The sequence below is a fragment of the Nocardia sp. NPDC019395 genome, from assembly GCF_040632335.1.
Taxonomy (GTDB): Bacteria; Actinomycetota; Actinomycetes; order Mycobacteriales; family Mycobacteriaceae; genus Nocardia.
The window spans coordinates 162,776-175,055 of the sequence record NZ_JBEYBT010000006.1; the positions used below are offsets into that span (position 1 = coordinate 162,776).

Sequence of the window (12,280 nt, forward strand, 5' to 3'; positions counted from 1 at the left end):
TGCGGAGAAACGAGGTGGGTTTGCATGCGGACAGACGGGCGGCAGGGGGTTTAAACGCGCCAGGGGCGGCGGCCAGGTCGGATGGGTGGGGCGATGTGGACGGACCGGCGGTAGGTGGATTGAACGCGTCTGGCGGCGGGTGGGCCCAGTGGCTCGAGAGCGCTGGGCGCGTTCCGGCCGAGGCCTCGCCGGAGCGGGTGTGCGGCTGGGCTTTGCTCGGCTCGGCTCGGGTGGCGGGCGAAGGCTCAGTGGCCGCCGGCGGGGCCGGTGGTGCTCTTGGAGAGGTCCGATTCGTGGCGGGGGGATTCGAGGCCGGCGTCGACCGGGACCTGGACCAGGACCGAACCGTTTTCCTTGAAGTTGAACGAGAAATCGTAGGTGAGGCCGGGGGTGAGGTTCTGGGTCAGGCCGGTGACCTCGATATGCGCGGGCTTTGTTTCGCCGGCTGCGGTGTTCACGGTCTCGCCTGTGTTGTGGGTTTCCGCGCCCGCCGAAGGAGTCGAGACCACGACTGTTTCGGAGGGGGAGATCTCGAGTTTGTCGCCCTCGGCCGGGGTGACCTTCACCGTGCCCAGGTCCGTGGTGACGCTGGTGAGTTCATCGGTGACCGTTTCGCCGGTGTTGATGATCGACAGCGCCAGGGCGGCCTGACCGCCGGCGGTGTTGGTGTGGGTGGTGGTTCCCGGGTAGACGATATGCACATCGCGCAGTGCGATGGTGCCGATATCAGCGGTGTTGCCGTTGATCGCGGAGACCTGATCGGCGGTTTGTGAGATCTTGCCGGCGCCGCAGCCGGACAGGATGAGTGCGGCACCGGCGGCGAGGGCGGCGACCGTCGCCAGGCGGCGCCGCCGAGTCGAGACGACCGGGCTCGCGGCGGTCACAGCAGTCAGGGCAGTCACGGGTTGTCCTCCATGTCCGAGTGGGCGCACTCCAACTAGGCACTGTAGTAGTCGCTCCGTGGTGCCGGGCGCACCGGGCGGTGTCAGGGGGTATTGCGTGATCCGGACTGTGTGATTTGTCGCACCCCGCGGGCGGGTGTGTCGCCTTCGGGGGAGTGGCCCGCGAGCTCTGTCCGGGGTGCTCCCCTGGCGGTTGCCCGGTGGTGACTACGGTTATCGCCGGCCGGCTCGCTGACCGGTAACGATTCGGCTTCCTCCGGTCGGCGACCCGCACCCGGGTGGGCCGCTTCCCGGGGGCTCGGACGCGTAGGGTGACGACACCCGTTCGGCCGCAACGTGATGCACACCAAACTCGGTCTGTCAAGCCCCAGTACCTGGTCGTTGTGGCCCTGACCTGCGCACTTGATCGCGCCGTTATCGAGTCGCGTGTTAAACTGTGAACATCGAAAGGGGCACGGGACACATGATTTTTAAGGTCGGAGATACCGTCGTTTATCCCCATCATGGGGCGGCTTTGATCGAAGCTATCGAGACCCGCACCATCAAGGGTGAGCAGAAAGAGTATCTGGTCCTGAAGGTCGCACAGGGTGACCTCACTGTTCGGGTTCCCGCGGAAAACGCGGAATACGTCGGCGTTCGCGATGTCGTGGGCCAGGAAGGTCTGGATCGGGTCTTCCAGGTTCTGCGGGCGCCGCATACCGAGGAACCCACCAATTGGTCCCGCCGTTACAAGGCCAACCTCGAGAAGCTCGCCTCCGGCGATGTGAACAAGGTGGCCGAGGTCGTCCGCGACCTGTGGCGCCGGGAACAGGATCGTGGTCTGTCCGCGGGCGAGAAGCGGATGCTGGCCAAGGCTCGGCAGATCCTCGTCGGTGAGCTGGCGCTCGCCGAGGGGACCGATGACGGCAAGGCCGAGACGCTCCTCGACGAGGTTCTCGCCGCGGCGTCCTGACCGTGCACGAACCGGACGGTACCGGCCGTGACGCCGGTACCGTTACCGCATTGGTTCCTGCCGCCGGTCGTGGTGTGCGCTTGGGTGCAGATGCTCCCAAAGCGTTCGTCCCGATCGGCGGCAGACCCATGCTCGGATTGGCGGTCAGCGGCCTGATGGCTGCCGGAGTTGTCGACGAGATAATTGTGATGGTGCCCGCCGAACTCGTCGAGGCAACGGCAGCCCTGTTACCGCCCGCGGCGCCCGCGCGAATCGTGGCCGGTGGCGCGGAGCGCACCGATTCCGTGCGTGCCGGGCTCGCGGCCGCCGGTGACGCCGCATACTTCCTGGTTCACGATGCCGCGCGGGCATTGACCCCACCTGCGCTCATCGCCCGGGTGGTGGCCGATCTCCGCGCCGGTCACCGCGCGGTTGTGCCGGTCCTGCCGGTGGTCGATACGGTGAAATCGGTCGATTCGGCGGGTCTCGTAACGGGTACGCCGGACCGTTCCGCGCTGCGCGCGGTCCAGACTCCCCAGGGTTTTTCCGCCGATGTGCTGCGCCGCGCCTACGAGCATCCGGAAGCCGCGACCGACGATGCCGGTCTGGTCGAACGGCTCGGTGTCGGGGTGCGCACAATCCCTGGCGACCCACTCGCGTTCAAGATCACGACTCCGCTCGATCTATGCCTGGCCGAAGCTGTCCTCGATGGGAAGCAGGCGGTGAGCCCGTGCTGAATATGCGGGTCGGGATAGGCACCGACGTCCACCCGGTCGAACCGGGGCGCCCCTGCTGGATGGCGGGTCTGCTGTTCGACGGTGAAGACGGTTGCGCGGGCCACTCCGACGGCGATGTCGCCGCCCACGCGCTGTGCGACGCGCTGCTGTCCGCGGCCGGGCTGGGCGATGTCGGCTCGGTATTCGGGACCGGCCGTCCGGAATGGGCGGGGGTTTCGGGCGCCGCCATGCTGAAGGAAGTGCGGCGACTGCTCGAGGAAGCCGGCTATGCGGTGGTCAACGCCGCAGTGCAGATAATCGGCAACCGTCCGCGGATAGGTCCGCGGCGGTCGGAGGCGCAGCGGGTGCTGGGGGATCTGCTCGACGCCCCTGTCTCGGTTTCCGGCACCACCAGCGACGGGTTGGGTCTCACCGGCCGCGGGGAGGGTATCGCCGCGGTCGCCACCGCACTGCTGCACTGTCCCGGGCGGCTGAGCGAACAGCCCGGCGACCGGTAACCGAGAGAACACCGGTTCAGGGCCAGCGAAGCCGCTTCGCCCGAGAAAGGCCGAATGGGAGCCGAGGGCCCAGGCGATATCGCCGAAGGTGGTCTCCCGATTCCGTACCGAGCCGGGACGCCGGGCCCGCATCCGGTAAACGATCGGTGCGGCCGACTGCCGGAGTTTCGGTCGTTGCGGCTACCCTGCCCATATCCCCGCTGCACCACATCCGAGTGCAATCCACATACGAAACTAGGATCGACTGCCGTGACGCTGCGCCTGTTCGACACCGAGAAACGGACCCTGCGTGATTTCACGCCGCTGGTACCCGGACGCGCATCGGTGTACCTGTGTGGCGCGACCGTGCAGGGCCAGCCGCATATCGGCCATGTGCGCAGTGGTGTCGCTTTCGATGTTCTGCGCCGCTGGCTCGCCGCAAACGGCCTGGATGTGGCGTTCATCCGCAACGTCACCGATATCGAGGACAAGATCCTCACCAAGGCGGCCGCGGCCGGCCGGCCCTGGTGGGAATGGGCCGCTACCCATGAGCGGGCGTTCGATCAGGCCTATCGGGAGCTCGGCGTGCTGCCGCCGTCGGCCGAACCGCGGGCGACCGGCCATATCACCCAGATGGTCGATTTGATGCAGCGGTTGATCGACCGGGGGCACGCCTATGCCTCCGAGGGAAATGTGTATTTCGATGTGCGCAGTTATCCGGACTACGGCCATTTGTCCGGCCATCGGCTCGAGGATGTGCACCAGGGTGAGAGCGCCGGGATGGGCAAACGCGACCCCCGGGATTTCACGTTGTGGAAAGCCGCGAAACCGGGCGAGCCGACCTGGCCCTCGCCCTGGGGGCCCGGCCGTCCCGGCTGGCATCTGGAATGCTCGGCGATGGCGGAGTTCTATCTCGGTTCCGAGTTCGATATCCATTGCGGTGGTATGGATCTGGTGTTCCCGCACCATGAGAACGAAATCGCGCAGTCCAAGGCGGCCGGGCACGGATTCGCTCGATACTGGTTGCACAACGGCTGGGTGACCATGGGCGGCGAGAAGATGTCGAAATCGCTCGGCAATGTGCTGTCCATCCCGAACGTGCTGAAATCCGTTCGTGCCGTGGAATTGCGGTTCTACCTCGGTAGTGCGCACTACCGGTCCATGCTGGAATATTCGGATAAAGCACTGGCCGATGCCGCGCAGTCCTATCAGCGGATCGAAGCATTCGTGGCGCGGGTGGCCGAACGTGGCGGCGATATCCCGATGGGTAAATGGACCGACGGTTTCGCCGCCGCCCTGGACGACGATCTCGGTGTCCCGAAAGCGCTCGCCGAAATCCATCACGGGGTGCACGAGGGTAATCGCGCTCTCGATGCGGGTGTTCTCGACACCGCCCGCGAACACGCGGGTCAGGTCCGCGCGATGCTCGATGTGCTGGGTGTGGATCCCCTGGACCCGCACTGGCACAGTGCCGCCGATCATTCGGCCGCCGACAGCGCCCTCGACGTGCTGGTACAGGCCGAACTGGAACGGCGCCAGCAAGCCCGGGCGGCGAAGGACTGGGCGACCGCGGATGCCGTACGCGATCGCCTGCAAGCGGCCGGCATCGATGTGACCGATACCCCGAACGGTGCCGAATGGTCGCTGGGCACACCTACACCTGGAAAGGCAGGCTGATGGCCGGCAATTCACAACGTCGTGGTGCGATCCGCAAGGGTGGCAGCAAGAAGGGCGCGGTGGTCGGGTCCGGCGGTCAGCGTCGCCGCGGACTGGAAGGTCGCGGGCCGACACCGCCGGCCGAGGCGCGTACGAAGCATCCGGCGGCGCGCAAAGCGGCAGCGAAAGCGCGTGCCGCCCAGAGTGGTTCGCCGAGCCGCGGTGCTCGCCCGGCCGGCCGGCGGGGTGACGACGGTCCCGAATTGGTCCTCGGACGCAATCCGGTGGTGGAATGCCTGCGTGCCGGGGTTCCGGCGTCGGCCCTGTACGTCGCGGTGGGCACCGAGAACGACGAGCGACTCACCGAGAGTGTGCGCATTGCCGCCGATACCGGAATCTCCATCCTCGAGGTGCCGCGCACCGATCTGGATCGGATGAGCTCCAACGGATTGCACCAGGGTATGGCGCTGCAGGTGCCGCCATACCGGTATGCCCATCCCGATGATCTCCTCGCCCGGGCCCAGGGGTCGGCGGCACCAGCGTTGCTGGTGGCGTTGGACAATATTTCCGACCCGCGCAATCTGGGCGCTGTCGTACGTTCGGTGGCGGCGTTCGGCGGGCACGGTGTGGTGATCCCGCAGCGTCGCAGCGCGAGCGTGACCGCGGTGGCCTGGCGGACCAGTGCCGGCGCGGCAGCCCGGTTGCCTGTCGCCCGGGCCACCAACCTCACTCGCACGCTGAAGGATTGGGCTGCCAAAGGGGTTCAGATCGTCGGCCTGGACGCCGGCGGTGACACCTCGCTCGACGATTTCGACGCCACCGGCCCGACGGTGATCGTGGTCGGGTCCGAGGGCAAGGGTCTGTCCCGGCTCGTCCGGGAGAACTGCGACTCGATCCTGAGTATCCCCATGGCAGGGCAGGTGGAATCGCTCAACGCCTCCGTAGCGGCCGGTGTCGTACTGGCCGAGACGGCCCGGCAACGCCGCGCCTGACCTGCCCGGCGAGCACTCCACCCGCCCGGGCCCGCGGCGTCGAACGGGGGCACCGGACACGCGGTCCGGCGGCGATTCTGCCGCGCCCGGAACGCAAAACCGGCACAGCACCGTAGAATTCGTTCTGTGGTGATACCCAGCGCGCCCATCGGAAAGCCGATCGAGCACCCGTACGCAACGGTGGTGCTGTTACTGGGCGTCCTCAGCCTCTTCTGTTTCGGGCTGTCCGGGCCGGTGGCGTGGGCGATGGGGAAACGAGCGCTCGATCAGATCGACGAGTCCGGCGGCGCATACGGCGGCCGCACTCAGGTTGTCGTCGGGTTCACTCTCGGCGTCATCGGCACGATCCTGATGGTCCTGATGGCACTGCTGTTCGTACTGGTATTGCTCGGCGACGGGTGAGGCGAGCTCAGTCGAGGCTCTGCTGGCCGGACCATTTCGCGGGCCCCCAACTCGGCCATTCCTCGCTGATCGAACCCGACCACATCGGCTGCCGGCGTTCCCGGAACGCCGCCATCGCCTCGCCCGCGTCCCGGCCGTCGGAGATGTGTTCGTTCAGATCGGCCTCCAGCTGCCGGACCATCGCGGGTTCGAGCCCGACCCCCTCCCACAGCAGCCGTTTCGACAGCGCCGCGCTCAGCGGAGCCGACCCATTGGCGATATCGTGCGCGACCGCCATCGCGGTCGGCAGCACCTCCCCGGCAGGAAGACAGGCATTGGCCAGCCCCATCGCCTTGGCTTCGGCGCCGTCGAAGGTACGGCCGGTGAGCAGGATATCGGCGGCATTCGCCAGACCGGCCAGCCGCGGCAGCGTCCAGTGCGCGTACCCGTCGGCGAGGACCCCGCGCCGCACCTGGCTCAGCGCGTACACCGCGTCATCGGCGAGATAGCGCAGATCGCACTGCAGGGCCAGCGCCAGCCCGGCCCCCACCGCATGCCCGTTGACCGCCGCGATAACCGGTTTACGGACCCGGAACGGCGGCGGATCGATACTCGCACTGACCTCGCCCACCCTGTCGGACAGGTCGGCCCCGGCACAGAAAGCGGGTGGGGTCCCGGTGATGACCACGACCCGTATCGCGTCCTCGGAATCGCACCGCTTCAGCGCGGCCCCCAACGCCGCGGTCATATCGGGGCTGAAAGCGTTCTGTTTGGCGGGCCGATTCAACGTGAGGACGGCGATGCCCGCAGAGACATCGACGAGCAATTCCGAACTCATGCCGGTGAGTGTATGGCGCCTCGGCAAATGAGGGGTCCCGGCCCCCCGGGGCACCCCACTCCAACGCACCTTCGAAGCTCAGCCCCCTCCGACCCCACCCGCCGCCGCCAGGCGCGTTCAATCCCCCTACCGCCAGTCCGTCCACATCGCCCCCACCCATCCGACCTGGCCGCCGCCCCTGGCGCGTTTAATCCCCCTGCCGCCCGTCTGTCCGCATGCAAACCCACCCCAGTTTCCCGCATGCGGCCGGTCCGCCTTGGCGGTTCGGGGCCCGTCTCGTTCTGGAGCGACCAGAGCGAAGGAGCGCAGCGACTGAGCGCCGGGAGTGAAGAACGAGACCAAGGGGGCCCCGAACCCGCGACGCCGCAGGCGGCGCCAAAAAACACAGCAACATTCACGAACTGCCCAGCTTGTCACCTTCGCGGCACGAGCATCGCCGGCATTTTCGATCTGCACGCAATCGCGCAGATCAGCGCAAGACCTTTCGGCTTATCGCGTACTTGTGCACTTCGGTCGGACCGTCGTAGAGGCGGAAGGGGCGCATATCGCGGAAGATCATTTCGACGACGGTTTCATCGCTGACACCGATTCCTCCGAGAATCTGGACGCAGCGGTCGGCGACCTTGAAAAGTTCCTCGGAGACGAACGATTTCGCCATCGAGCTCTCGTGACGGGCCTTTTCGCCCTGATCCATGAGCCAGCACGCGTGCCAGATGGTCAGGCGGCATTGGTGCAGAGCGATCTCGTTGTCGGCGATCATGAAGGACACGCCCTGGTGTTCACCGAGGGTTTTGCCGAACGCCGTACGGGTCTTGGCGTGTTCGACCGCGATGCTCTGGGCCCGTTCCGCCGCGCCCAGCCAGCGCATGCAGTGGGTGAGCCGCGCCGGGGCCAGCCGCAGTTGCGCGTAACGCAGCGCTTGTCCCGCTTCGCCGAGCAGCGCGGATTTCGGCAGGGTCAGGCCCTCGAACCGGACCACGCAGTGCCCGGCCACATAGTTGCGGTCCATGGTGTTCATCGTGCGTTCGATGACGATCCCCGGCTGATCGCCGTCGGTGAGGAAGAGAGTGGGGCCCGCCGGGAGGTGCGGGTTCTCGGCGAGCTTGGCCATGATGATCCAGGTCTTCGCGCCGTTCGCGCCGGTGATGAGCCATTTGCGGCCGTCGACGGTGAAATTCTCGCCGTCGAAGGTGGCGGTGGTGGCCAGCTGGCCCGGATCGGAACCGGCGCCGTCGGGTTCGGTCATGGCGAATACCGAACGCTGGTGCCCATCGATGACCGGTTGCAGATAGCGTTCGGTCTGCACCGGGTCGGCGATCTTGGAGAGCAGGAACATATTGCCCTCGTCGGGAGCCGCGCAGTTCATCGCGACCGGGCCGAGGGTGGACCAGCCGGCCGCCTCGTAGAGGACAGCCTGTTCGATATGGGTGAGCCCGCGGCCACCGAGTTCGGCCGGCGCCTGGATGGTGAGCAGTTTCTCGGCCCGGGCGAGTTCGACGAGTTCCTGCCGGAGTTCATCGGTCGGTCCGTGCGCGGTGAGGCGGGGGTCGCGCTCGTAGGGCACGATCTTGTCGGCGACGAATCGGCGGATCCGGTCCCGCTCGGCAGCCAAGTCGGCGGGAATCGTGAAGTCGATCATGTTGTCACCTTCGTTCCGGGAGCGTTGGCATGAGCATACGAAACCCCGCCACCCCGACTGAAGGCACCTGCCAGCACAACCGGGTCCTCGCCACACCCGCACCCCCTTCGCACTTATCCCACACCAACTGCCCGCATCCGACCGCATCCCTTCCCGCCTGCGGCCGGTCCGCAACCAGCGCGCCAAAAACACAGCCCAACCACGGAGCGCGAACCTCCGCCGCAAACCCCGTGCCCGTGCCCACCTGGGAACCTCACCCCCTCCGAATCTCACCACCCGCCCGACCTGGCCGTCGCCCCCGGCGCGTTTGATTCCCTTACCGCCAGTCTGTCCGCATCCGTCCCCGCCCTCGTTTCCCGCATGCGGCCGGTCGACCTTGGTGGTTCGGGGCCCGTCTCGTTCTGGAGCGACCAGAGCGAAGGAGCGCAGCGACTGAGCGCCGGGAGTGAAGAACGAGACCAAGGGGGCCCCGAACCCGCGACGCCGCAGGCGGCGCCAAAAACACAGAACCTTCACGAACTGATCAGCATCTCACCTTCGCGCGCTGGCTCTGCTGATCACCTTCGCGGTCCGGCTCACCTCACGCCTCGACGCCGCAGGCACCACCAAAATACATTTACCGCACCTTCGCGACCTGTCGCCGCTGCGCGCCGATCACCCGGCAGATCAGGTAGATCACAAACGAGATCGTGGTGACGAACGTCGAGACCGGGGCCCCCGGGGCCAGGGACAGCAGGATCCCGCCGACCGCCGAGATCTCGGCGAAGATCACCGCCAGCACCGTGGCCCGCACCGGGTCCGCAGTCAGTTGCGCCGCCGCCGCAGCCGGTGTGATCAGGAGCGCGAGTACCAGCAGCGCGCCCACGATCTGCACCCCGAACGCCGCGGTGATACCCAGCATCACCGCGAACAGAATCGACAGGGCGCGAACCGGCACCCCGCGGGCCACCGCGACCTCGGGATCGGTACTGGCGAACAGCAGCGGACGGTAGACCACCGCGAGCACCGCCAGCACCGCGGCGGTGCAGGTGGCCAGCAACGTCAGCCCACCGAATCCGACACTGACCACCTGCCCCGTCAGCAGCGAGAACTTCGATCCGGCGCGTTCGGGGCCGAGCCAGAGGAACAGCACCGAAAGGCCGAGGCCGAACGAGAGCACCACCGCGATCACCGAGTCGCGTTCCCGTGCCCGGGTGCCGAGCACCCCGAACAACACCGCCGCGACCACCGAACCCGCGATCGCGCCCACCCCCACCCCGGCGCCGACCAGCAGTGCGGCCGCGGCGCCGGTCAGCGACAGCTCACTGGTGCCGTGCACCGCGAACGACATCTGCCGGCTGATGATCAGCGGTCCGATGACCCCGGCCAGTAATCCCAGCAGTGCCGCCGCGAGTACCGCCTGTTGGACGAAGTCGTAGCCGAGCAGGTGAACGGTGGTCTGTAGATCGAAGACCTGGGTGACCACATCGGAGAGCTTGTCCATCTACCTGTGTGCCTGTCGGGATTGTTGGATGAGGTCGGCGGTGTGCGGGGTACCGGGGTCGCCGTGGCAGTGCGCCCCGGCGGTGCCGAGCGCGTCCATCGTGTCTCCCGTGCCGACCACCACCAGCCGGCCGCGTACGCGCAGCACATCGACTTCGGTCTGATACAGCTCGGACAGCACCGCCGAGGTCATCACCTCGTCCGGGGTGCCGATCCGGAACTTCCCGTCGACCAGGTAGAGCACCCGGTCCACCAGCGGCAGGATCGGATTGATCTCGTGGGTGACGAACAGCACCGCGGTCCCGTGTGCCCGGCGCCGGGCGTCGATCAAACCGGCGACCAGTTGCTGACTGGCCAGGTCCAGGCTCAGCAGCGGCTCGTCGCAGAGCAGTACCGCTGGATCGCCGATCAGCGCCTGGGCGACCCGCAACCGCTGCTGCTCGCCACCGGACATACTTTCCAGCGGAGCCTGCGCGAATGCTTCGGCACCTACCTCGGCGATGGCGGCGGCGACTTTGCGACGGCGTTCGGCCCGGCCGCGCAGACCCAGCCCCCAGCGATGTCCGTCGACTCCGAGGCCGACCAGATCGGTGCCGCGTAACTGCACCCCGGCATCGATGGTGCGTTGCTGCGGGATATACCCGATGTCCGGGTGCCCGGCCCGCGGCGCGGCTCCGCCGATCCGGGCAGTGCCGGAAGCCAGGGCGAGTTGGCCGAGCAGCACCCGGAGCAGAGAGGTCTTACCGGACCCGTTGGGTCCGAGCACCGCGATGAATTCGCCGCGGCCCACACTCAGGTTCAGTTCCCGCCACAGGGTGCGGTCGCCGAACGCGAGCGTGGCCGATTCGAGCGCGACGGCCGGCGGCGCGGTCCGTTGCGAGCCGGGCAGGCCGTTGCGGGCGTCGGCCGGCGCATCTCCGGCAGGCGGATGGGCGCCGTTACCGTTCGGCCCGGCCGCGGGGCCCATCGCGCCCGCCGCGGGCGTGGAATCCGCACCGGGCCGTGCGCCGCGACCGCCCGGCGACGCGGTTTCGCTCATCGGTTTCATCCGTTCTCGATCCGGGTTGGTCTCAGCTGATCGCATCGGCCAGCGCCTGCGTGTTCTGGGTCTGCCATCCCACGAAATCGAGGCCGGGCGGCAGGGTCTCGGTCACTTCGACCACCGGAATTCCGGCCGAGTCGGCCGCTGCACGCAGGTCCTGGCTGACCTTGTCCTCGGTTTGGACGTTGTAGACCAGTACGTCGATCTGCTTACTGTTGATCAGGTCCCGGGTTGCGGCGACCGCCGCCGGGGCGGGGTCGGTTTCCTGTTCGATCGCGTTCTGGTACTCGGGCGGTGTCCGGTCGACGGTGCCGGCGTCCTGGAGCAGGTAGTACGCCAGCGGTTCGGTCTGCAGGATCGGGGTTCCGGGGTGATCCGCGGCGATACGGTCGCTGAGGGAGGTGACCTGGTTGAGCCGGTCGGTGAACTGTGCGGCGCGGTCGGCGTATCCGGCCGCATGGGCGGAGTCGAGTTCGCCCAGGGCGGTGCTGATCTGTTCGGCGACGGCGGCGACTGTCTCCATGTCGTACCAGAGGTGTTCGTTCGTATCGCCCTGGATCTCGGGGTCCCGCGCGGCGGCGGCTTCGACGGTCCGCTGGCCACGGCCCTCGATCGCTTTCGACATGAACTCGTCGTAGTGCCCGCCGTTGTAGACCACCAGATCGGCATCGCTGATCTGCGCGGACTCGGCGGCTGAGGTCTCATGGGAATGTGGATCGGCGGCGGGGTCGGAGATGATGGCAGAAACTTCCGCATCCGGGCCGGCGATCGAGGTCGCGATATCGGCCCAGACGTTTGTCGACGCGACTACTGCGGGTTTCCCGGAATCGTCGCCGGTGCCCCCGCAGGCGGTGAGCGTTGCGGCTGTCGTGACGCTCACGGCGAGGAGTAGAGCACTGCGGGCAGATTTCAGTGACACGGCAAAGTCCTACCAGGAATAATGGAAATCGTTTCCGTTTTACTTTAGCAGTCGGTTGGAAGGTGGTTGAACCGACCGCCCGGTCTTGGATGGGGTGTGGAGGGTGTGCCGTTGGGGGAGGAGGGGCTGGGTGTGGGCGGTTCGTGAAGGGAGGGGGGAGCTGGCTTGCGAAGGGTTGGGTGTGGGGTGTGGGGTGTGTTGAGCTCGCGAAGAGTTGGGGTGTGTGGCGTGCTGCGCTCGTGAAGGGGTGGGGGTGTGTGGCGTGCTGCGCTCACGAAGGGTGGG

12 protein-coding genes are annotated in these 12,280 nt (G+C 67.4%); 6 read left to right on the forward strand and 6 right to left on the reverse strand.

The features are described 5' to 3' along the window. Positions 1-245: 245 nt before the first annotated feature. Positions 246-902, reverse strand: coding sequence for a hypothetical protein (locus ABZ827_RS17835; protein ID WP_357237867.1), 657 nt, complete (start codon positions 900-902; stop codon positions 246-248). A gap of 463 nt (positions 903-1,365) precedes the next feature. Between ABZ827_RS17835 and carD the strand changes: the two genes are divergently transcribed. The 6 genes from carD (at position 1,366) to ABZ827_RS17865 (ending at position 6,096) form a co-directional block, all read left to right on the forward strand. Continuing rightward, a complete protein-coding gene (gene carD / locus ABZ827_RS17840; protein WP_011206964.1) occupies positions 1,366-1,854 on the forward strand; it encodes an RNA polymerase-binding transcription factor CarD in 489 nt (162 codons plus the stop codon). A 2-nt stretch (positions 1,855-1,856) separates the two neighbouring features. Then, positions 1,857-2,570: a 2-C-methyl-D-erythritol 4-phosphate cytidylyltransferase gene (gene ispD / locus ABZ827_RS17845; RefSeq protein WP_357237868.1), complete on the forward strand. Its 714-nt coding sequence runs from the start codon at positions 1,857-1,859 to the stop codon at positions 2,568-2,570. Between the two features lie 2 nt (positions 2,571-2,572). Then, a complete protein-coding gene (gene ispF / locus ABZ827_RS17850; protein WP_357238001.1) occupies positions 2,573-3,067 on the forward strand; it encodes a 2-C-methyl-D-erythritol 2,4-cyclodiphosphate synthase in 495 nt (164 codons plus the stop codon). 249 nt (positions 3,068-3,316) lie between these two features. Continuing rightward, the gene (gene cysS, locus ABZ827_RS17855; RefSeq protein WP_357237869.1) at positions 3,317-4,723 is read left to right on the forward strand and encodes a cysteine--tRNA ligase; all 1,407 of its coding nucleotides are present in this window, start codon (positions 3,317-3,319) and stop codon (positions 4,721-4,723) included. Beyond that, positions 4,723-5,694: a 23S rRNA (guanosine(2251)-2'-O)-methyltransferase RlmB gene (rlmB, locus tag ABZ827_RS17860; protein ID WP_357238002.1), complete on the forward strand. Its 972-nt coding sequence runs from the start codon at positions 4,723-4,725 to the stop codon at positions 5,692-5,694. The genes cysS and rlmB overlap by 1 nt, the downstream gene beginning before the upstream one ends. A gap of 126 nt (positions 5,695-5,820) precedes the next feature. Next, positions 5,821-6,096, forward strand: coding sequence for a DUF4190 domain-containing protein (locus ABZ827_RS17865; protein ID WP_357237870.1), 276 nt, complete (start codon positions 5,821-5,823; stop codon positions 6,094-6,096). 7 nt (positions 6,097-6,103) lie between these two features. Here ABZ827_RS17865 and ABZ827_RS17870 read toward each other — a convergent pair whose 3' ends face one another. From ABZ827_RS17870 to ABZ827_RS17890, 5 genes are all read right to left on the reverse strand, one after another. Continuing rightward, positions 6,104-6,913 (reverse strand): enoyl-CoA hydratase/isomerase family protein, encoded by an 810-nt coding sequence (locus ABZ827_RS17870; protein ID WP_357237871.1) that lies wholly within the window; start codon positions 6,911-6,913, stop codon positions 6,104-6,106. 469 nt (positions 6,914-7,382) lie between these two features. Then, a complete protein-coding gene (locus ABZ827_RS17875; RefSeq protein WP_357237872.1) occupies positions 7,383-8,552 on the reverse strand; it encodes an acyl-CoA dehydrogenase in 1,170 nt (389 codons plus the stop codon). 616 nt (positions 8,553-9,168) lie between these two features. Next, positions 9,169-10,035: a metal ABC transporter permease gene (locus ABZ827_RS17880; protein ID WP_357237873.1), complete on the reverse strand. Its 867-nt coding sequence runs from the start codon at positions 10,033-10,035 to the stop codon at positions 9,169-9,171. After that, on the reverse strand, positions 10,036-11,073 hold the full coding sequence (locus ABZ827_RS17885) for a metal ABC transporter ATP-binding protein (protein WP_357237874.1): 1,038 nt from the start codon (positions 11,071-11,073) through the stop codon (positions 10,036-10,038). It lies immediately after the preceding gene. Between the two features lie 31 nt (positions 11,074-11,104). Further along, the gene (locus ABZ827_RS17890) at positions 11,105-11,956 is read right to left on the reverse strand and encodes a zinc ABC transporter substrate-binding protein (RefSeq protein WP_357237875.1); all 852 of its coding nucleotides are present in this window, start codon (positions 11,954-11,956) and stop codon (positions 11,105-11,107) included. Between the last annotated feature and the right edge of the window lie 324 nt (positions 11,957-12,280).

What these genes read in the sequence shown, in the direction of transcription:
- carD (WP_011206964.1), top strand. Translation starts at nt 1,366, where the DNA reads ATGATTTTTAAGGTCGGAGATACCGTCGTTTATCCCCATCATGGGGCG.
- ispF (WP_357238001.1), top strand. Translation starts at nt 2,573, where the DNA reads ATGCGGGTCGGGATAGGCACCGACGTCCACCCGGTCGAACCGGGGCGC.
- rlmB (WP_357238002.1), top strand. Translation starts at nt 4,723, where the DNA reads ATGGCCGGCAATTCACAACGTCGTGGTGCGATCCGCAAGGGTGGCAGC.
- ABZ827_RS17870 (WP_357237871.1), bottom strand. Translation starts at nt 6,913, where the DNA reads ATGAGTTCGGAATTGCTCGTCGATGTCTCTGCGGGCATCGCCGTCCTC.
- ABZ827_RS17875 (WP_357237872.1), bottom strand. Translation starts at nt 8,552, where the DNA reads ATGATCGACTTCACGATTCCCGCCGACTTGGCTGCCGAGCGGGACCGG.
- ABZ827_RS17880 (WP_357237873.1), bottom strand. Translation starts at nt 10,035, where the DNA reads ATGGACAAGCTCTCCGATGTGGTCACCCAGGTCTTCGATCTACAGACC.
- ABZ827_RS17885 (WP_357237874.1), bottom strand. Translation starts at nt 11,073, where the DNA reads ATGAGCGAAACCGCGTCGCCGGGCGGTCGCGGCGCACGGCCCGGTGCG.